The organism is Undibacterium sp. TC4M20W, from assembly GCF_049340245.1.
Lineage (GTDB): Bacteria > Pseudomonadota > Gammaproteobacteria > Burkholderiales > Burkholderiaceae_D > Undibacterium.
The window spans coordinates 40,930-61,530 of the sequence record NZ_JBMPPI010000033.1 but is presented as its reverse complement, the minus strand read 5'-3'; the positions used below and the strand labels follow the sequence as shown (position 1 = coordinate 61,530).

The 20,601-nt window shown below is 46.0% G+C and carries 22 protein-coding genes; 19 read left to right on the top strand and 3 right to left on the bottom strand.

Annotated elements, in window-relative coordinates; all coding sequences use genetic code 11:
- Positions 1–121: 121 nt before the first annotated feature.
- Positions 122–421 (bottom strand): cyclic-phosphate processing receiver domain-containing protein, encoded by a 300-nt coding sequence (locus ACO0LL_RS26335; RefSeq protein ID WP_422953784.1) that lies wholly within the window; start codon positions 419–421, stop codon positions 122–124.
- Positions 422–435: 14 nt separating this feature from the next.
- The gene (locus ACO0LL_RS26330; RefSeq protein ID WP_422953783.1) at positions 436–1,470 is read right to left on the bottom strand and encodes a hypothetical protein; all 1,035 of its coding nucleotides are present in this window, start codon (positions 1,468–1,470) and stop codon (positions 436–438) included.
- Between the two features lie 336 nt (positions 1,471–1,806).
- Here ACO0LL_RS26330 and ACO0LL_RS26325 point away from each other — a divergent pair, with 336 nt between their 5' ends.
- The 18 genes from ACO0LL_RS26325 to ACO0LL_RS26240 all read left to right on the top strand — a co-directional run bounded on the left by ACO0LL_RS26325 (position 1,807) and on the right by ACO0LL_RS26240 (position 18,882).
- Complete coding sequence (locus tag ACO0LL_RS26325) at positions 1,807–2,553, top strand: hypothetical protein (RefSeq protein WP_422953782.1); 747 nt, start codon at positions 1,807–1,809, stop codon at positions 2,551–2,553.
- 106 nt (positions 2,554–2,659) lie between these two features.
- Positions 2,660–4,483: a Wzy polymerase domain-containing protein gene (locus tag ACO0LL_RS26320; protein WP_422953781.1), complete on the top strand. Its 1,824-nt coding sequence runs from the start codon at positions 2,660–2,662 to the stop codon at positions 4,481–4,483.
- 113 nt (positions 4,484–4,596) lie between these two features.
- Complete coding sequence (locus ACO0LL_RS26315) at positions 4,597–4,983, top strand: energy transducer TonB (protein ID WP_422953780.1); 387 nt, start codon at positions 4,597–4,599, stop codon at positions 4,981–4,983.
- On the top strand, positions 4,980–6,623 hold the full coding sequence (locus tag ACO0LL_RS26310) for a tetratricopeptide repeat protein (protein WP_422953779.1): 1,644 nt from the start codon (positions 4,980–4,982) through the stop codon (positions 6,621–6,623). Before ACO0LL_RS26315 ends, ACO0LL_RS26310 begins: the two co-directional genes overlap by 4 nt.
- Before the next feature lie 189 nt (positions 6,624–6,812).
- A complete protein-coding gene (locus tag ACO0LL_RS26305; RefSeq protein WP_422953778.1) occupies positions 6,813–7,211 on the top strand; it encodes a hypothetical protein in 399 nt (132 codons plus the stop codon).
- 293 nt (positions 7,212–7,504) lie between these two features.
- A complete protein-coding gene (locus tag ACO0LL_RS26300; RefSeq protein ID WP_422953777.1) occupies positions 7,505–8,353 on the top strand; it encodes a hypothetical protein in 849 nt (282 codons plus the stop codon).
- A gap of 334 nt (positions 8,354–8,687) precedes the next feature.
- A complete protein-coding gene (locus tag ACO0LL_RS26295; protein WP_422953776.1) occupies positions 8,688–9,038 on the top strand; it encodes a hypothetical protein in 351 nt (116 codons plus the stop codon).
- Positions 9,039–9,210: 172 nt separating this feature from the next.
- The gene (locus ACO0LL_RS26290; protein ID WP_422953775.1) at positions 9,211–9,651 is read left to right on the top strand and encodes a DUF4279 domain-containing protein; all 441 of its coding nucleotides are present in this window, start codon (positions 9,211–9,213) and stop codon (positions 9,649–9,651) included.
- 290 nt (positions 9,652–9,941) lie between these two features.
- The gene (locus ACO0LL_RS26285) at positions 9,942–10,595 is read left to right on the top strand and encodes a hypothetical protein (RefSeq protein WP_422953774.1); all 654 of its coding nucleotides are present in this window, start codon (positions 9,942–9,944) and stop codon (positions 10,593–10,595) included.
- A 324-nt stretch (positions 10,596–10,919) separates the two neighbouring features.
- The gene (locus tag ACO0LL_RS26280; RefSeq protein ID WP_422953773.1) at positions 10,920–11,213 is read left to right on the top strand and encodes a hypothetical protein; all 294 of its coding nucleotides are present in this window, start codon (positions 10,920–10,922) and stop codon (positions 11,211–11,213) included.
- A 106-nt stretch (positions 11,214–11,319) separates the two neighbouring features.
- Positions 11,320–12,159 (top strand): HEAT repeat domain-containing protein, encoded by an 840-nt coding sequence (locus ACO0LL_RS26275; protein ID WP_422953772.1) that lies wholly within the window; start codon positions 11,320–11,322, stop codon positions 12,157–12,159.
- Between the two features lie 139 nt (positions 12,160–12,298).
- A complete protein-coding gene (locus tag ACO0LL_RS26270; RefSeq protein ID WP_422953771.1) occupies positions 12,299–12,583 on the top strand; it encodes a hypothetical protein in 285 nt (94 codons plus the stop codon).
- A 776-nt stretch (positions 12,584–13,359) separates the two neighbouring features.
- Positions 13,360–13,797, top strand: coding sequence for a hypothetical protein (locus ACO0LL_RS26265; RefSeq protein WP_422953770.1), 438 nt, complete (start codon positions 13,360–13,362; stop codon positions 13,795–13,797).
- 193 nt (positions 13,798–13,990) lie between these two features.
- Entirely contained in the window at positions 13,991–14,404 is a 414-nt protein-coding gene (locus ACO0LL_RS26260; RefSeq protein ID WP_422953769.1) for a pilus assembly protein PilP, read from the top strand.
- Positions 14,405–14,697: 293 nt separating this feature from the next.
- Positions 14,698–15,108, top strand: coding sequence for a hypothetical protein (locus ACO0LL_RS26255; protein WP_422953768.1), 411 nt, complete (start codon positions 14,698–14,700; stop codon positions 15,106–15,108).
- Between the two features lie 96 nt (positions 15,109–15,204).
- Positions 15,205–15,522, top strand: coding sequence for a hypothetical protein (locus ACO0LL_RS26250; RefSeq protein ID WP_422953767.1), 318 nt, complete (start codon positions 15,205–15,207; stop codon positions 15,520–15,522).
- A 63-nt stretch (positions 15,523–15,585) separates the two neighbouring features.
- The gene (locus tag ACO0LL_RS26245) at positions 15,586–16,278 is read left to right on the top strand and encodes a hypothetical protein (RefSeq protein WP_422953766.1); all 693 of its coding nucleotides are present in this window, start codon (positions 15,586–15,588) and stop codon (positions 16,276–16,278) included.
- A gap of 627 nt (positions 16,279–16,905) precedes the next feature.
- Positions 16,906–18,882: a glycoside hydrolase family 16 protein gene (locus tag ACO0LL_RS26240; RefSeq protein WP_422953765.1), complete on the top strand. Its 1,977-nt coding sequence runs from the start codon at positions 16,906–16,908 to the stop codon at positions 18,880–18,882.
- A 192-nt stretch (positions 18,883–19,074) separates the two neighbouring features.
- On the opposite strand, the gene ACO0LL_RS26235 is transcribed toward ACO0LL_RS26240, so the two are convergent.
- A complete protein-coding gene (locus ACO0LL_RS26235; RefSeq protein ID WP_422953763.1) occupies positions 19,075–19,440 on the bottom strand; it encodes a hypothetical protein in 366 nt (121 codons plus the stop codon).
- Positions 19,441–19,499: 59 nt separating this feature from the next.
- Here ACO0LL_RS26235 and ACO0LL_RS26230 point away from each other — a divergent pair, with 59 nt between their 5' ends.
- Positions 19,500–20,477 (top strand): AraC family transcriptional regulator, encoded by a 978-nt coding sequence (locus ACO0LL_RS26230; RefSeq protein WP_422953762.1) that lies wholly within the window; start codon positions 19,500–19,502, stop codon positions 20,475–20,477.
- Positions 20,478–20,601 lie beyond the last annotated feature (124 nt).

The following is a 20,601-nucleotide window of genomic DNA, read 5'->3' as shown; positions in this document are numbered from 1 at the left end:
ACCGTCGTCTAAAAATGCGTTATGAGAAACTAGCTATGACACACGAAGCATTTCTTTCGTTGGCTTGTTCTCTCATTTGCTGGAACTTTCTTAAACCTTTAATTTAATTTCGCAACAGCTTCTAAGTCTTTTGCAGATGCCTCAGAATACTCTGTATGCCCGCTTCCATTTTTTGCTGGGCAGAAGAATTAGCCGAATGCACGCGCATTTCCTGCGGTGGTATAAAGCCCGTTGTCATGACCGCTTCTTCTATCCATAAGACTACGTCGTAGCCTGTGCCGTGTTCGTCGTCCCCCAGATCATGATCCAGACTAAGATGGGTGACTTCACCTGTTTTTAGCAAGGCAATCGTGTCTTCAGGCCAGTAGGTGCGCGTCCATCCATCCGGGGTTGTTCTTTCGTCGTCGAGATAGACTTTCATGTATTTTCAGGTTCTTATTTTTGGAAAATATTGTCCAGTTTGTCGAGCGCGTCACTGCTCTTCTTCATGTGGCGTTCTTGCATGTCATCCTGTTCTTTACTGATGCTTTGCAAGCGCTGTTGATGTTGATCGAATTGAGCCATAACGACACGATCGTAGAAAATTATTTGCTCACCCTGGAGGTTCCATTTCTTTTTGTCAGTCAGTAGCGTGAGCATTCCTTCGACTTCCTGCATGGTTTTCTTTTCCAGCGCCCAATTTTGGGCAAACTGGTTTTTTGAATTTTGTGCGCTACGGTTAAAGCCCTTCAGCAAGCCTCGCTTGGCCTCTTCGTCCAGTGAGAGTGCGTTAATCTTGGCCCTGTAGGTCTCAAACAGATTTTCAGTATTGCCCTCAAATTTATTGACGACGGCTCTGGCCGCGTTAAGTATACGTTTACTTTCAAGCATGTCTTTATCTTGCCTGATGCGCTTGATGTCGGTAATATTTTCCCAGCCAGTTGCCTTGAGATCGCGAACATAATCATTCCTGAAAGTGGCCGCACCCATCATGATGTCTTTCAGTAAGCGCTCGATTTCTCCATACTGCCCGCTTGCCCTGGGTGTTGTGGCAGAGCCCGCTTTTATGACACTGGACAATTGATTGCCATCTTTGCTGTTATTGTCCTGCTGAACGGCGGTCTTCAGCTTTTGCATTTCTTCCCTGGCCGACTGTATGGCGATTTTGGCTTGCTGCCGTTGCTTGTCCATACCTATATCACCAGCCACATACATGACTGCAAAAAATAACAGGAAGATGAAGAGCAGGTAAGTCTTGCCGCGCTTGCGCAAGAGTAGATAGTAAAATATAACTGCGCCTACAGCGGCTTGTGCAAACAGTTGTCCCACCAGATAGGGCATGTTCTGCATATTCTTGATGCCCAGGTCGTAGGAAAGATAGGCCGCGACAAAGCAGGCTGGCAGCAACAAGAACAGCCATAAGGCATTGAAATAAAACATCCACAGTAGCTTCTTCAGAGGGGAGGCAGGTACGGGTTCTATTTCATTCATGATAAGTAAGATGGATGCCTGCGACAGACCACAGGGTAAGAGTTATGACCGGGATAGCGCGCATTAGTGTGCAATAATATTGACTTTGATGCAAATATTTATCCTGAACCGCGTCGTCGTATCCTGATTTTGCATGTCGCGCAAGCCGCGCCAGTCTTGATCATGGCGAAAAAACTTATTAGAATATGCATGCTTTTCTTTGATTTTGACCGATACCCGGTCGGTGATGTCAACTCCATGGAAACGCTTTGGTATTCAATCTGAGACCAAGATGCCCTGATGTGACAGAACCTGACCCGGGTCTCCGGGATTTTTTTACGATTCATGTCAACTACTATGAAAACATCTATATCTCGCTATCGTGCCAGTGGCACGCATTTTTTCCTGAGCTGCATGGTTGGTCTCGGCTTGCTCATGATGTGTTGGTATATGTGGTACCCCACGCCCATGTTGAGGGCAATCGGCGGTTATGAAATCTTCTTCCTCATCGTTGGTATCGACGTAGTACTGGGGCCAGCACTGACGCTGGTGGTGTTCAAACCGGGCAAGAAAGGGCTGGTGTTTGATCTGGCAGTCATTGCTGTTGTGCAGGTTTCTGCCTTTTTGTACGGTGTCAGCACCTTGCTGGAAGCACGCCCGGCCTACATCGCTGCGCTGGGTAAAGAATTCCAGGTAGTGCAGGCGTCCGAGATTACTGACGGTTCTCTGGCAAAAGGCAAGACGACTTTGCCGATATGGGGCCCTAAACTGGTCGGCACCAAAGAACCGACCGATCCTGCCGATATCAGCAATGTCAACGCCATGATGTCTTTTGGCGGTAACAAAGGCCATTTGACGCAGTTGCATATCCCCTATGCCGACATGAAGGACGAAATCCTTAAAAACGCCGAGGACTTCACCGTACTGGAAAAAAACAATGAAGACAAAAAGGCAGACATACAGTCATGGCTAAAATCGAATGACTGCGATGAAAAAACCTGCAAATACCAACCCATCAAAATAAGGGCATCGGTTTTCCCTGCCGTGCTTGATGCAAAAACAGCGGCCTACAAAGGCATCATGCCACTCGCTCTTAAAATGTAGTTAAAATGTAGTTAAAATGTAGTTAAAATGCAATACTTACCCGGCCTGGCATGACTCATTGATACACAATGAGTCATGCCAGGCCAATTCTTGAAATGTATCCCGAATGGCATCCGCAAAGGAAGGCAAGCTGGCATTGATCATTTTTGCGGTAGCGATTTTTTTCAGCTACGCACATCCTTATCATATCCATCCGTACAGAACTTTTTATCACGACCTGATCATCTGTCTTGGTCTGTTAAGTGCAATGGCGTTTTTTGTCATTCGCCCGTCTTCAGTATCTGAATTTGAATCTGAATCTGGGTTTGCACCTGCATCCAGAACAACAGTGCGCCTGCGCTTTCCGGCACTGCTCGCCTTGCCTGGCGCGATCATCCTGCTGATCCTCCTGCAGGTGGCGCTGGGCATGATAACGCCAGCCAGCTTTGTTGCACTCCCCATCCTGTATCTGCTGCTGTTTGCGCTGGCCATGGTGTTTGGCAGCAGCCTCGCGCTTGAGCAGGGCAGGCTGGACATGGCGGTGAGCGCGATTGCTCTCGCCAGCCTGCTGGCAGCATCGGTGTCGCTGGTGTTCCAGCATATCCAGATCCTGGGGCTGGATGCAACGCCGGTCGTCATGTACATCGCCAAAGACCCGGCTATCGCCATGCGCCCCTATGCCAACGTGGCGCAACCCAATCAACTCGCCCTGTTATATTTTTTTGCTCTGGCAGGGCTCTGGCATTTTTACCGCACACGTACATTTTCTGGTTTTAGTTCGATTGCCATCGCTGCGCTCTTGCTATGGGGTGCGGTACTAACGCAATCGCGCATAGGCTGGATACTGGTACCACTGTTTTTTGCCTATACTGCCAGTAAGCTGGGCACCAGCAAACGCAAGGGCACACCCGTCATCATCGCCATGCTGGCCCTGGTCACCCTGTATGCCGTGCTGACCTTTTGCCTGCCGCAAATCAGCCAGGCCATAGGGTTTTCTGGCGGCTCCGTGGCCGACCATGTCGGTGGCCGCTCTGAACGTACCGGCCTGTGGCAAACCGCCTGGCAACTCGCAGCACAACACCCATGGCTGGGTGTGGGCTGGTTTGGATTTGGCCCTGGCCAGGTCAGTGTCGGAGCAGACTTTACCTCCAGCACCTATGCCGAGCATGCCCATAACCTGCCACTGAACCTGGCTGCCGAACTGGGCTGGCCAGCCACCATCCTCATCATGGGCGGCTTGTGCTGGTGGTTTTACCAGACCTGTATCAGATATGGCAAATCCACTGACAAAGCCGTTGTTAAAAGCACTGCGGAAAACAACGCCAAAAGTACTGCCTTGCAGTTTTGCACCCTCAGTCTGTTTGCCGTTGGTGTACACAGTATGGTCGAGTTCCCGCTCTGGTATGCCTTTGTGCTGATACCTGTGGGCGTGCTCATGGGCATGGTGCATCAATTGCGCTGGCCTGCTGCCGGTACCGTGGTCAGGCCCGGCATCGTGCTGGCCGGGTTTGCCATCGGCTGCATATTGTTGGCGGCTGTCACTCTTGATTATCAACGCGTGGTCACCGGCTTCAAGTCCATACGCGACGTGAGCTCAGGTTTTGAATCGAAAGAAAAATTCCTGCAAAAACCAGCATTCACCCTGTTCCCGCAGTTCTTTGAATACTTCAAACTGACCCGCATCAAACCACGCGAAGGCATGTCGGCAGAAGAGATCAACTACATGGAAACCTGGGCACCACGCTTTGGCTTTGTTCACATCCTCAATATCGAGGCCGAAGTCTATGCACTCAATGGCCAACCCAAAAAAGCCGCCCGCAGCATGCTGACCCTGCAACGCCTGCACCCCATACCTTATCCAGAATATTATGATTACTGGAAAGCCAAGGCCGAGCAAGACCCGCGCTATCAGGCGGTGTTTGAGACCATGCCAGCCAGGGATGCACCTTGATACTTGAGTTGTCAATTGCCAGCACACCGTGTCAGGACAAAATTGATCAGTCCCCTTTGTCCTGACACAAGCCCACATTGTAAAATCGTTCTCTGACTTTTATTGGATAACACATGAAATTTGTATCTACCTTGCCTGCCATTGGCATTCTGCTGTGCTGTGCAGGCACCAGCTATGCCGATACACCGGCAAACAGCGGCTTTCAACCCGGATTCATGGATGAAGAAGTCGGCGGTGAATTACTGACCGCCGAAAACTGCAAGCCAGAATATCCCAGAGCCTCTTTGCGTAATGAAGAAACAGGCGTCGTCAGGCTGGAAATGCTCATTGGCAAGGACGGTAGCGTCATCGACGGAAAAATCAGACAGACTAGTGGATTCCGCAACCTGGATTATGCAACCCTCCAGGCCACCATGAGATGCATCTATCGCCCGTATTCCAAAGGTGGTAAGCCTTTTCAAGAAAAACACTTGCTCCAGTATGTCTGGAGATTAGAATGAAAAAAATAAATTATTTCTTATTCGCCGCAGCGATGACTTGTGGCACTGTCCAGGCCCAAGAACTGGGCAAACTGACAGACAAAGATTGCAAAGTACAGATACGCCGGACAGGCACCGCGAGTAAAGCCACGACCGATAGAAACATGTCTGAGCTGGTAGCCATACCTGATGATTCCATCGAGGGATTAAGACGCTTGTATGCTCTGGCGCTGCAAACATTTATCCAGGATTTCAGCACCGCAGAAAAAGCGATACGCAAGCATCAGGCTGCCCTGTCGAACTGGAACATGGCAGAAGCCGCACTTGCAGAAATCGACACGTCTTCAAAAGCACTGATAAAAAGAGGCTGGTGCGAATATGCAGAGTCTTATTTATTGCTGGGATCTGCCATTGCAAAGAAAAATGCGAACTTTTATCAGCGAGACATGCAATTCCAGCTCGGCCTCGCCAGATTGTATCTGGAAAGCAAAAGATATGACCTGGCACAATCCAGGCTGAAGCCATTGCTGGATAGCGGCAGCCCGGGTTCACCCTTGCTCCCGGCCCAAAAAGCGGAAGCCAATGCCCTGATGGGCGAGTCATACTTTACGATTAAAGACTATGTTAATGCAGCCGGGTTTTTTGAGCAAAGTGTGGCTATCCTGGAGCAAAATAATGTCAATGATAAAGGCTACTTGTCAGAAAATTTATATCTGCTCGCAGCCAGCCAGTATCTGACGAATGAGTTTCTCAAGGGCGAGAAGACCTTCGAAAAAATCAAACAGTTAAACGGAAATGACATCAGATTTTCCAACGGCGGGTCTTTGTATGATCAGGACATCGTCGCGAACTACAAAAACGGCAATCTCAAAGAAGCTATCCGCATTGCAGAAAAAAGACTGGAGTTTTTTAATGGCAGGCAGGAAGAGTTGCAAACAAAAATAAAAGCACTGTCTGGAAACCCGGTTGAAATGAAGAAGCTCTTGAATGAGCAGCGAGAGACCGAGCACAGACGCATTACAACCATGCTGACTCTGGCAGAAATTTTGCATTCACAAGCCCAGTTCGATAAAGCACGTGAGCTGTACGTACAAATTCTGGCTTCAAGTAAAAGCCAGCAATTTTCTCAAAAACTGATTTTCCAGGTACACAGCAATCTGGCACGTCTGTATTTGAGCAAAAAAGAATTTGGCCTGGCTGAAGACAATTATCTGACTGCCTATGAAATTGCACAGAAATTTTTTGCCCCTGAGCATCCGTCTGTGACAAGCGCAATGGCAAATCTTGCCTATGTCTATAAAATCAATGGCCAGACAGATTATGCTGAAGGATACTATCTCAAGCTGATAAACAGGCTCAAGGATGATTCAATCTATGGATATGAAGAACTGCCTGCTTACTACGAGTATCTAGGAGAAATTTACCTGGCAAAAGCGAACTTCCCGGATGCCAGAAAATTCTATGAACTGGCCTACGAAAAAAATGCCGCCTTGCAGGTAAACAAAAAAGACCCTCTCATCCGGTGCACCAAGGCCCTCATCACTGTTTATAGAAAACTCGATGAAACAAACAAGGCCAGAGAAATGGAAAAGGAACTGGCGAAATTTGACAGCCCGGCTCAAAAATTGAAGACATCTTCAAGCAAAAAAAGCAAGGCATAAACGTTAGCAGAAATGGGTACAGTCCCTGACCGTGAGCCAGACAGTAGGTTGCTTTGCAACGCACCGCTCGACAGCTGTAGGCCAGGGGGTATCTATCCGGGGGGCTGCTTCAAGTATTTTCCTGCCCTTCATGTGGTGCGTTGTAGCGTACCCCACGCGCTGAACAAGATGAAAGAACTAAGGCGAGTCATGACAATATCAAAAACTTTATCTCTATTTCAAAGAGTTCCTAAAATAGCGTTCTTTTTTTGCATTGGTCTGGTTGCCTGTCTTCGAGAGCAAAAGATAGAATACTTGGTCACTATTGAAAATGCTCTGAATGAATCCATTCATTTATGCAGATCAGAATTGAAAACAAGATGCTACGAAATTAAACCTGGAAAAACTGAAGATATCCAGTTTTTTGAAAAAGATACATCCAATCGCTGGATATCTCATCTTAAGCAGAATAGTGTAAGTTTTTGTGGAAGAGATGTGTTCATTCCAGAAATTGTTGCAACAACCGGAATTATATCTAGACCTAACGGATATTTGATTAGAATTGATCGTGGCATTGAACAGAAGTTATGTTCAAAAAATGTACCTTAAGCTTGATTGATTCACGATTTACCTCGCCATCACACGCCCCCGTCAAAATGCCGTCGTGGCTTTTGCTATAACGTGTGGTTGCGCGAATTATAGCTTCGCCCATGTGTATCTGGCAAACATAAATCTGAATTTTCCCATTAGCACAGCTACTCCAGAATCCAGAAATATCTCAGCCAGTAGGCGGAGTTACAACGCACCCCACGCGCTTATAAAATTCACAGAGCCATATGACGAAAGCAAGTGGCGATGGTAGGCGCTAAAACTGTTTCCTGATAACAAAGTTAGGTCTTTTCATGACTTTTATCCTGCGTACTTTGTCCCTGATCTCAGCTTTTCTTATGGTCGTGTGCTTTGTCATGCCTATCATGATGCTCGGCTATGGCACATCCCCAATTCGGGATGCTATTGCCTCCGTCATTATTATTGCGATAGCCGTTCTTGCGATGCGTTGCACCAAATGGCTCTGGCGGAAAAGGCGCTTCTGGACCGAAATTAAATCTCTCAGCGAAGTTTCGGCATTTGGTTGCCTGTTATTGCTTTCGCCCGTTGTAGCGTTTCTTGAACAAAGAACTAGCGGTGTAGTGAAAGGCGCTATTCAAATTGCCTTCGTGCTGATAGCCGTTTCCGTGTATTTTTTTGTTCAGCGTTATGGCCGAACCAAGAGAGCTTTTGTTGTCGAATCCTCACATGGCACCTCACTTCCAACGATTGGGGCCAGCCAAAAGACAGTGTTACCCATTAGCCCCGGTAGTCAAGTAGTTGAACAACATAATGAGATGTCCATCTCCCTGGATCTTTACTGTAAAGTTTACGTAAATGGAAATATCAATTACATCTCTTTAGTAAAACTTATTTCTGTAATACTTGGTGGGGGAATTGAGATGAGGTCGGTGCATGGCCCGTATTTTACTGCAGATGTTTTTGTCAATGAGCATGCAAATGTGATGGCAGACCCAGATGACTTTGTTGAATGGCCGCTGTATCTTGAAATAGAACCTGATGATGAAAATATTGACCCTCAGTTATATATAAATTCATTGGCTTCATTCATTTCGGCATTAAGGGCGAACGAGCTTAGAGTTGTGGCTGCATGCCATTTTGAAGAAGAACTTAATGCATTGATTCTCAATCATAAAGTTTAGGCCAGATGTGCATCTGGCGTAACATCAAATCTGCATAAAATCCTGCTGAAGTTATCACTATTCAAAATTGTGGGTATCTTTCATTACAATTGTGGAGTTGATCGAATTTGCCTCAAGTATTTTCATGTCCTTCATGTGGTGCGTTGTAATGAACGGTGAAGCAGTCATAGTGAACACCATTGCGCATGAGTTGAGTCACGCACGTGATTTTCTTCGCGGCGCAAATAGAAATGGCTGCGATAAACCACATGGTAATGATTTCTCTAGGCCTGGCGATGGAAGCGTATATGGTTCTGGAAATGCAATTGAGGATTGGATTAGGGGGAATCGATAAATGTTAGAATTGGAATGGAAAGGAGTGCCGTTGGAGCACTCGAAGAAATGGCAAGATATATTTCAGTTATCTCCACCGAGTGAAGGTATGCACTTAGCAGCCGCGTGTCCAGTTTGTGGCGCAAATTCGCTATTCAGATATTTTGCGCTGGGAAGGGCCGAGCCGCGCGAAATACAGGGGATAAAGGTCAAAGGATCAGGCAGCTATTGGGAATGGTGTTCAAGATGCCGTTCATTTGAACATATGTCAGTTTGGGTTCCTGATTGGTGGCAAGTTGACCCGCTTAAAATAGACCACGAGAAACTGACTGCGCGCCCTGATCTGCTTGATGCCGCAGTTGCCGCAGCGTAGTTTGTAAAACGGCGTCAGACTATGCTGCTGCCCTGTTCAGTGTTCATGATGCTGTGAACGCAGCAACAGTGGGAGTAATGCGCTGTTGCTGCTTGCTGTAGCCAACAGGGCGCGTTACAAGGCACCCCACGCGCCTGACCTCATTTTTTCTTTAAAGAAGCAGCTATTTCTCATGACATCATCAAATTTCACGCTGTCCCCACCGCAATTCAAGCATTCAATGACTAGCTGTAAAAGGTGTTATGCCACGCTAAGGTTTTATCATGCAACTCAATCCCCGGATGAAATTACAAGTGAATTGGAGCTTGTGCCAACTAGATACCAGGTTGTTGGCGCTCCTAAACGGGATGCTTTTTACACGATTAGCGGCTGGTTTTTATCTACTAAAGATAGGTTGAATTCTAAAGATATCAGGGCTCATATATGGGAGCTGGTTTCTGATCTCAAGGATAAAAGAAGAGCATTAAAAGTACTTGCCGAGAATGGTTGGTCGGCAGACATTTATTGTTATTGGGAGTCAAAGAGTGGAAATGGTGGCCCGTACTTCGATGTTTCCACGTTATCAGCATTAAGTCTGCTAGAAATAGAACTTGGTTTTGATATCTGGTTTTGAATCAAATCATTGAGCATTCTATTTTCATGGATTACATGCCAATAAAATTGAACAGCCATTAAGCCTCATGGCTGCGCCTGTTCGACGATTACGTTTCGTCATCGTATCGCAGGATTTGCATGAGCGAATAGCTGGGCATCTTTAACATACGAAAATTATAAACTTGACAATATAAGAAAAGTGAACTAATTTATAATTGCAATACGGAAATTAGTTGCGCAAACATCATCAACATGATGTCACTTATTGAGAATTCAGTTTTTAATTTAAATCTATGTTTAAGGAAAATGATGAATACTTTTGCAATTAGTAAATATCGCGCCATTTCGGTTTTAACGCTGTCTGGTTTGCTTGCGACGCAAAGCAGCATCGCGGCAACGGAGATGCCAGCGTATAACAAGTATTACGATATACCGTCACGCAACGTGCTGTGCCAGGCCGGGCATTTGGTGACGCTATATGACAATGGTTATCTGCAAAGTTGCACAGTGGCGGATGGCACTCAGCTTCAGGGCAAGACGGGGGGCAATGGCGCGCAATTTTATGCCTGCTCCTCTAGTCAGCCAGTGGTTATTTATGCCGACGGTTTTCTTAATCGCTGCATTATCACTAACAATATCCAGGTGGGCGGTCATAACGCTCCAAATGGCACGCAATTCTATACATGCAAGGCGAACAGTCTGGTAGAAATCAAGGAGGATGGGTATCTGTCCAGCTGCACCCTGGCAAGCCCCATCAATGTCTATGGCCGCTATGGCAGTAACACGGTGGTGCCATACACATGTAAAGAAAATGCCTCTCTGGAATTGCGTTCCGATGGCTATTTGAGCAGCTGCACCCTGGCTGGTGCCAATTGGGTGCAATCAAGCAGTGGCATGAAAATGTGTAATGCCGGCAGCGTTGTTTATATAGATGCGAGTGGTAACGGCTCTTGCGGCAATTGATATAGAGACAGAAGTAGCAGAAATAGGTGCCTGCTCTGCAAGCTTGTGGAGCGGGCACTTTTTTTTGGGGACGGACGCTCCTAAACTTTAGTCATACCGACCAGCCAGCAGGGTGCGTTATAAAGCACCCTACTGGATATGTCACTGTGAGTAGGGTAGTGCTGGCATTTGAGAAAAAATCCTCATTTTCACGAGAGCCATATTGGAGTTGTACTTGTACATCGGAGATTACAAACAACCCAAAAATGTCGAACAACCCATAAATGTCGCAAAGTAAAACCTGACTCTGCTTTCACAATTACAATCCTAATAAAATTGAGAAAAATGAAAAAATACCTTGGATCAGATAGATTTGGCAATATTGTTGAGAATGATGATTTAGTTCGTTTATTACGTATTCGCCCTTCTATCCTAAAGCGATTGGCTGGCGATGAGCATGCCGATGTTTCGTCAATGCTTGGTCAAGTCTTGCCTGTATTTGATATCTATGAAGATGGTCTGGTGTGGGTAAGTTTGACTTGGAAAAGGCAAGATGGGGCGACGGAAGTTCACGCAATTGCCGTTGATACTGACGCCATCGAATTGGTCGAAAAAGCCAGCTCACGTAACTCAGATTAGACAGCAGGGAGCGTTATAACGCACCGTCCGCGTTGCAGACCATCTAGTGCCTCAAAAGATAAGATCAAGAAGTGCCCATGATCGCAATGCAATAAAGGAATTGATAATGAATCCCAATGATTCACGTCTCGAAGATATGGAGTTTGAAGTCTGGAAGGAAATGGAGTCCTTTAGCCTCCAGCAATTGCGCGCTGAGTTGAATGTAACGAATATACTTCGGCAATATACTGCTGCTAAATATCTTCAACTTAAAGGTGCATCAAGAGAGACTTTTATATATTTGACTGATCTTCTTAGATGCGAGAACGAGTCGTATCGTAAAGTTGCGGTATTTTGCCTGGGGCAATTAGGTACTCCTGATCGACCTTTCTCAGCAGAGACAGTGCCACTATTAGTTGATTTGGCGAAAAAAAATATTGATTTGAGCGTGAGAGCAGAAGTGATCTCTGCACTTGGTCATCTTAAGGACAATAGTTGTTTTGAATATTTGGCAGATGCCGCAAACGACAAAGACGCAGGAATACGTGCTTGCGTTGCTTTTGCGCTTGGTAATATTCACGATAAAAGAGGCTCCGTCCCTTTATTGAAGTTGACGTATGACGCAGATGATGAGGTAGCTTCTTGGGCTATTCTAGGCTTAAGGCTCCTTGACGTTAGCTCTCTTGATGTGAGAAATCGCTTGTTTGAATTAGTTACTACTACGGACGACGAAGCGTCGGAAAATATCATCTGCGCACTAGCGAGATGGCAAGACCTACGTATACTGTCAGTGTTAATTGATAAGTTAAATCAAGACGAAATAAATGCTGAGCTTTTTGAAGCAGCAGGTAATTTAGGAGATAAAAAAGCATTGCCGAGATTAAAGCAATTACTTGATGATTGGGGTGACGATTCACCAAAGCTTCTCAAACAAGCCATTTTAAAACTTGAAGCGCAAATAAATTAAGCACTATGTCTTAAATGTAGTAGCCAGTAGGGGGGGCGTTGCAATGCACTCTACGCGCTAAGCAGTTGAATCAATTCTTGAATAAGCTGCGTGGAAATGGTGTGAATTTGAACAACGTAAAAGTAGGAGCAGGATTCTAATGAACATAAATATAAATTTCTTAAGAATACCTATATATAACTTATATTATATTGATGACGTAGCTGACTTTGCGGGACTGTCTGTAGAAGATTCACGGTCTCTGCAAGAAGTCTATGACGAAGAAGAGCTAAAAGGAATTTTTGAGGCATTAGCGTGGGCGATTAAAAATCCGGAATATGATTTTCTATCGCTTCTTCCAAATTTGCGGCATTCTAACGAAGATATTTATCTATACCTTTGCAAGATAGAAAGGTCTTTAACTGCAGCAGGAGTCACCTATTAGCCCCCGGTAGTCAAGTAGCCGAACAACATACCCGCGACACATCGCGATAAAATTTACTACACCATCGCACGCTTGTTTCAAAATGCCGGAGAGTCTTTTTCTTCAACGTGTGGTTGCGTTAATCAGAGCCAGTAGGGGGGCGTTGCAACGCCGCATGCGTGAGCCTATCTTTTATGAAAGAATGAGCAGTGAGGAGCCAGCTATATATTGGATTAATTGCATCTGAAGAAATAATAAAAAATTTTTCGATGAAGGTTAGTCTTTCTGAGGCGATTGTATATGAGATGGGTAGTAAATTGAAATCTTCCTGCGACCCAAAGTCTTGGCAATGGCGCACTCCCCGTAGAGCATCGTATACGTCGTTTCCAACAGATTCGATAGTGCCTCTTTTGCGAGAGTACGAAGTGATACTTCCTGCGCTCAATCAAGTCCGTGCATTTTCACATTTTCACGTGACGATCATTTGCGAATTTCATGACAATGAATCTCCTTGCGGATTTTCATTGTCGAGGGAAACTATAGAGTTACTTTCTAAATTTCAAGCTTCAGTAGAGATTGATTCGGTATCGAGGATGTCGCCGCCAGAAGTTTGAAGACTTCGGTCCGAAAGATAGCCAGTAGGCTGCGTTACAGCGCACCACTCGACAGATGTAGGGCAGGGGAAGTATCTATCCGGGTGAACCTGCTTCAAGTGTTTTCATGCCCTTCATGTGGTGCGTTGTAACGCATACTTCGCGCTGACCCGAGCTTGTACTACCAGGCATTCGAAAAATTAGATGAATACTTTAATTTTATATTTAGATCAATTATCTGATGGAAGACATCAGATTAAACACGGCATTAATTTCTGCGATGTTGCGATCGTCAAAGCTGTAATTGATGGTGAAGATATTGATGAAAACGAGCATTTTAAAGACTCGTTAATCTATTTTGATGAGTTGAAAAAAAGTAAGCTTGGTACCGCTCGCTACTTAATATTTACATGTGCCTGTGGCATAGCTGAAGATGGTGGTTGGGAAGGGGTTGAGGTTGAAATTAATGATACGATTGTGTGCTGGAAAATAGAGATGTGGAATGAGACACTTCAATATTTTTTTGACCGAGAACAATATGAACACGAAATTGACTCGATGAATGAGCATGTGGGTCGTTCTGGGTTACCTTTAGAACCTTTGAACGTGATTTTCCCAGAGAATTTTTCAAGGAGTATGTAAGCGTCCTGTCGCTTGCTTTGTTCAGTGCTCAGTCAGCCAGTAGGGTGTGTTACAACGCACCGCTCGACAGAAACAGACCAGAGGAAGTATTTACCCGGGTGAACTTGTTTCAAGTATTTTCATGCCCTTCATGTGGTGCGTTTTAATTCACCCTACCCGCTGAAGGAAAGATTACCTACAAACAAATATTAAAATGGAACAACGGGAAAGACGCGAAATCACGTCCTGTTCCGATGGGAAGTCCAAAACAATGCAAATGCCCAAAAAACTAGCAGTCACGCTAATTCTACTATTGGTGTGCATTTCCTCATTTGCAACTTTGACATTGGGAGTGTTGGAAAAATATGAATATGGTGATTTAGCTCTTGTGGGAACTGGGATGGACGGTAGAGGATGGATTGCTTGTTTCAAGAATATAAAAGGAGAGCGTTTCATCGCAATAAAAGGAGACCACATTGGGAAAGTATTTGGCTCAATTGCAGAAATTAATAGCAAAGGTATTTTTATAGCCGAAACGATAAATCTTAATTTTGAAGATTGGTATGAAAGAAAATTCTTTTGGCCAGTTGTGAGTAATGAATCAATGCGTTCGGTATGCAAAAGGTAGGTGATTTCGGCCTTGGATAAGGGGAAAGGTATGACATTCATACATTTCAAACCAGGCGGGCAATAACTGGGGCGCGGGGTCACAAAGCCGGGGGCACCCATTAGCCCCCGGTAGTCAAGTAGCCGAACAACATACTCGCAACACACCGCTCGATTACATGCAGGCCATGGGGCCTATCTATCCGGGTTGCGTGCTTCAAGTATTTTCATACCCTTCATGTGGTGCGTTGTAACGCACCGTACGCGCTGAAATTTAAATTGCAATTTTAGTAGTTGTAATGAAGTGAGGCTGACATGGAAATAAAGGATAATGAAAAAAGTTCGGATCAGCCTTTTGTTGATATGGCTAATCGAGGAATTTCTTTCACTTTAATCCTGGTTGTTCTGACGATAGCGGCGATAGCCATGGTAGTAGTGTATGGATTGTCATGGCAACGATTAATCTTTCAATACCCACGTTGGTCCGCTTACTGTTTGCTAATTGCCTCTCTCCTTAGGTTACTGGCAATCGCCGGTATTTGGAGGTGGAAAAAAATCGCAGTAATTTTATATTCATTGATAGCAATGGCAACGACGGTAATTTGGTTTGCGGTTGGAGAGCCAGTGCAAAGTATATTTGGAATGATCGGTGCAATACTTGTTGCATCGATGTCCACGCTCAAGTGGTCGAGAATGAGCTGGAAATTGATGAATTCCCAACATTAATGCAAGAGAGCAAAAAGCCGAAGTCAACCATTAGCCCCCAGTCGCCAAGTAGTCGAACAACATACTCGCAACACACTGCTCGATTACATGCAGGCCATGGGGCCTATCTATCCGGGTTGCGTGCTTCAAGTATTTTCACGCCCTTCATGTGGTGCGTTGAAACGCACCCTACGCGCTGCTGCTTGGATGGCAAATAAAGCTGATGAAAAAGGCAAAGACGAGGAAAAAGGCAAAGACGAGGAAAAAGAAATTCCAGAAAAGCCTGAAGGAAAAATTACCGTTACTGACGACAGCTATTGGGAAACAAAAGGGATACATCCCCATGATGTTAAAAATAATGGGAGAGGAGACTCCAAGAGAAATCTTGCTGTCGATAAGAAAGGTAATATTTGGAGTGTGGATCGTCATGGCTAAGGCAATCCATCTTATGAAGGACATATTGACCATTTTTGCCCTCCAAAAAAATGAGTGATATCTATGAAATTAATAAATTGGGAAAAGGATGCAAACGGTAGTTCGGCAATGTTTTTTGCTCCGAAAGAAAAGAAATTTATATCCTCCTCAAATGCGACATTTGTTGCCAAAAGCTTTATGCATGATGCAACAGTGATAAGTGCAAGCTTTCCACAAGTTGGGGAAATCGCCTATGGTTTATTGGCTGGTATTTCAGTCTTTGGAGATAACTCGGCGATTTTTTACGGGTTATATGGCGCTAGCAGCATGTCAGAGAATACTAAATATTGTTTAAGGAGGAGTGAATGGAAGAAAGGATTTGGAACTTTTGAGGCGGTTTTAAATGGATTTTCATCTAAAGTATTGTTTTTTTCATTACAGGATATACCCTCTTCATCCCAACAAATTATTGAAATGATAGATGCTCCTTTAAGTTCAACAAACATTGTTGTTCCTCGGAAATTAACCAATGCTAATTCTGAATTTATTAACAAACGAATTTATTATTCAATTGGAGACGACATTCAGGACATGGATTGCCGATATTGGGGACGTGACATGATGAACCCATATATTGAAGACGTTTTTCAGAAGATTCAAATCGTATTCAATTCTTTGGAGTCCGTAAACACTATGGAGCCTATAGAAGGCTCTTTTAGATTGTCATATGCGTTTGATTTGCTTTGTGATGCCGAGAAGGTGCTATTAGCTACTTAAGCAGTGCTCAAGGGAAAATTGGGGTCACCCATTAGCCTCCGGCAGTCAAGTAGCTGAACAACATACTCGCAACACACCGCGATAATATTTACTGCGCCATCACACGCTTGTTTCAGAATGCCGTCGTGCCTTTTGCTTCAACGTGTACTTGCGTGAATCGCAGCTTCACCCATGTGTATCTGGCGAAACATAAAGCTGGATTTCGCCCATTAGCACAGCTACTCCAGAAGAATCTCGGTACCCCCGTTGCGTCGAAGTGATGGGCAGATCTGTGGCTATCGGATTTGGTTATAACCCCGTTTCCGTTTTCGTTCTGCCGGTATCGCTCACCGTTGATAGCCCATTCCCAGCCACACAATAAGCGCCTTGCACCCGCCTGGATAGTAATGTTGCTTTCTGAGTAATAAAACCCTTAGATGTAAAATTTTCATTGACAAGAAATAAAAATAATATCACTATTAAATTCTAGAATGGAAACGTTTCCAAAAAATGTGAATTAAATGGAAGTCGATTCGGGAATTGATATCAATTGTCTTTACACATAGCTCAGACAGACGTTGTTGACAGCGTTTTTCCATGTCAATCCGTCTAAACCCTGTTTTTAAAATTGAAAATAACGGAGGCATGATGAATCGGCAGGACTATCGTCTCAACAAACAAAAACGCAGTAGCACACTCACCGCCATCGCGGCCAGCATCTTGCTGGCTTATGGCTCGCAAGCCTGTGCCAGTGTCACTAATCCTGTGATAGGCAAACTGATCTGGTCAGAAGAATTTAATGGCACCAGCCTCAACACAGGTTTGTGGACTGCCTATGATGGCAATGGCTGCCAGATCAATTTGTGCGGCTACGGTAATCAGGAACTGGAATACTACAGCCCTAACAATATCTCGATACAAAACGTGCCGTTTGAACCTGGTACGCGTGCATTGGCAATTCAGGCAAAAAACCAGGTCATAGGCAGCAACGTCTTCACGTCTGGAAAAATTTCTTCCGCGGGCAAAGTACAGGTCCAGTACGGCATGGTGGAGATGCGTATCAGCACACCACAAGTTGGAACAGGGCTGTGGCCTGCCGCCTGGATGTTGGGTACCAGCCCGCAAACCTGGCCGCGCAACGGCGAGATCGACATTATGGAAATGGGGCATAGCAACGCAGGACGGGCGCTGGCTGGCTACCCGGCGATCAATAATTATGTAGGCTCAAACGTCATCACTTATCAGGACGCCGCCTGCGTGCCGGGCAACCCTAGTTGTGCCGCTTCGACCGCGTGGCAAACCAAGAACTGGTATATCGCCACGACGCCTTTGATCAACCGCTTTGTCACCTACCGCCTGTACTGGACTGATACCCAAATGCGCTTTACCGTCACCGATAATGGTGTGGAGCGCGACATGTATCAAAACCCTTTGCCTGTCAATTCAACTTCGTTGCAGGCACCATATTACCTGCTGTTTAATCTTGCGGTAGGTGGCAATTTCACTGACGCTGCAACGCCAGCGCAAGTAACCACACCTTTGCCTGGCACCATGTATGTCGATTACGTACGGGTGTATGAGCTCGATGGTAAAGGCACGGTGAAAGTGGGCAACCCCAACGTGCCCGAGGTGGGCAAATTTGGCGTGTTCACCGACCTGACCGCAGTCAACAATAAACAGACGGCTGGCGTCAGCTCTGACGTGTGGAACTGGAACCAGGCGTCGATGTCGGCAGGTTCTACCGCACCGTATGAAGGCAGCAATGTCATCGCCTGGAATTACACTGCTGCCAACCAGTGGTTTGGCAGCAGCATACAATCGCGCCAGGTGCGTGACATGAGCAATTACAGAAATGGCACGCTGAAATTCAGGATAAAAATACCCGCCAATGTCGCCTTCAAAGTCGGCATCGGTGATACTTACACCAATCAGGGCTCGGTCACTTTCCCCGCAAGCGTGGCGAGCTATGGCCTGGTACGCGACGGCAATTGGGGCACCGCAACCATTCCCATTTCTGCACTCGCAGGCAACCTGATCGCCTTGCAATCGATGTCTGATCTGTTCCAGATTTTCAGTGTCGATGGCAGTCTGCCGGGTAGCACTTTCCAGTGGGCGGTCGATGATATTATTTGGGATACTGGTGTGCCGACTCCTACCCCAACACCAACACCAACACCAACACCAACACCAACACCAACACCAACACCAACACCAACACCAACACCAACACCAACACCAACACCAACACCAACACCAACACCAACACCAACACCAACACCAACACCCACGCCAACTCCGACACCGACACCAACGCCTACTCCAACGCCTACTCCAACCCCGACACCTACGCCCACCCCGACTCCAACTCCGGTTTCAGCCAGCGCCACGCAAATTAACGCAAGCACACTGCAGTTTGGTATCAACACGTCGTCGTGGGCAGACGTGCATTACACAGTCAACTCCGGCGGCCAGCAAAACTTTCGCATGACACAATCCAATGGCAACAACAGCTACGCAGCCAGCGGGCTCAAGACAGGGGATCTGGTCAAATACAGCTTCACTTATTGGGACGTCGCGAAAAACTATGCAGTCGATACCGGGCAGCAGAGTTTTACGATGAAGTGATATTGCTGAGTTTGTAGGGAAAACGGTCGTAAGGGATTGCGACCGTTTTTTTTACCTGTTGTACGAACGCCCCTGAAGCATCTCAGCGAATGCAAAGAGGGTTTTGCATTTATGTATTTACTTATTATGGAGGGGGACTGATGTAAGACCGCCCCTATTAAAGCCGCTACTATTTCGCATGCGCTTTTATATTCAGCCAATGTCAGGAAGTGGTCCAAAAAAACTAAATACTGCGACGATTTTCCCTGCCACATCGACTTCAACTACATCATAGCCCGCAACGATGGCTTGCTTTGCTATGCGCACTTCCCAGGTGTAACGATGCAAATGGTGGTGGGAGTCAACTCCTGAAGTCCAGACTATCTCTGCGTCAGGACGTTGAGTGCGGAACTCGGCAAGGCAGGCTGAAAATTCTTCAACGCCTGTGGCAACACGGTGTGGATCAAAATACCGGGTATTGGTGCCGAATGCATCGCTGACATGTTGGCGGATCTCGTCTATGCCATGTGAATTCCAGGCTGCAAAGTAACTGACCAGGCAAGCGGGGCGGTTAAACATTTTTTTCTCCAGATAGTTTGTCGATGTGTTGATAATAAGTGCTTGCAACGGGACGATCCATGCTCTATAGTCCATTTTATCTTTTCAATCGTCCGAAGATGATGGATCCACTTTCCGATACTCTGGCACTACTCAAACCCCGCAACTATATGTTTCACGGGCTGGACGCGGGCGGTAACTGGTCTATCCATTTCGAACCACGACAGGGGATACGTTGCTATGTCTTGCTTTCTGGTCAATTCTGGCTCACTTTGGACGATATTCCTGAGGCAGTACTTTTCAAAGAAGGCGATTGTTTTTTGCTGCCCGGTGGGCACGGGGTCACTCTTAGTAGTGACCCCACGCTGTCAACTACTGATGCGAAGACCATATTTTCTGACGTAAAAGAAGGCGGGCTGGTTACTTACAACGGTGGTGGTGCCTGTTACGGATTAGGCGGTTTCTTTGAATTTTCTGGCAGACACGCAAGCATATTGCTCGGCGTTTTACCAACTATCGTACATATCCGCAAAGAGTCAGACAAAAACACCCTGCGCCAGTCAATGGAACAAATTATGCAAGAGCTGCGAGAACCGCAGCCCGGTGGCACTTTGATTGCGCAATACCTTTCGTCTCTCATGCTCGTTCAGGCGTTGAGACTTTTTCTGTTTGAGAGGGCAGAGGCTTCAAGCGCAACAGGAAGTACAGACATTGGCGCAGGCTGGATTTATGCACTGGCGGACAAGCAAATAGGTGGCGCTATGAGTGCCATGCATGAGAACCCGGCACATAAATGGACTATACAGAGTCTGGCCAGCCGTTCTTGCATGTCCAGATCCACCTTTGCAATGAAATTCAAAAACCTGGTGGGCGAGTCGCCAATGGATTATCTGACACGCTGGCGTATGCTGCTTGCAGGTGACAGGCTTTTAAATTCGGATGATACAATTTCTGTCATCGCACCATCACTCGGTTATCAATCTGAAAGCGCATTCAGCACCGCTTTCAAACGTGTAATGCAATGCTCGCCGCGGGAATACAAAGCGCTTTGCCAATAGGCCGATTTGGGCTTGAACATATTTCTGTTGAGAGTTGCAATGCACATCACGCGATTACTATTTAATTTTTACCCAATCACCCCGACAGTCATAGTATATGAACTGCCACGTCGGTTTAACAAAC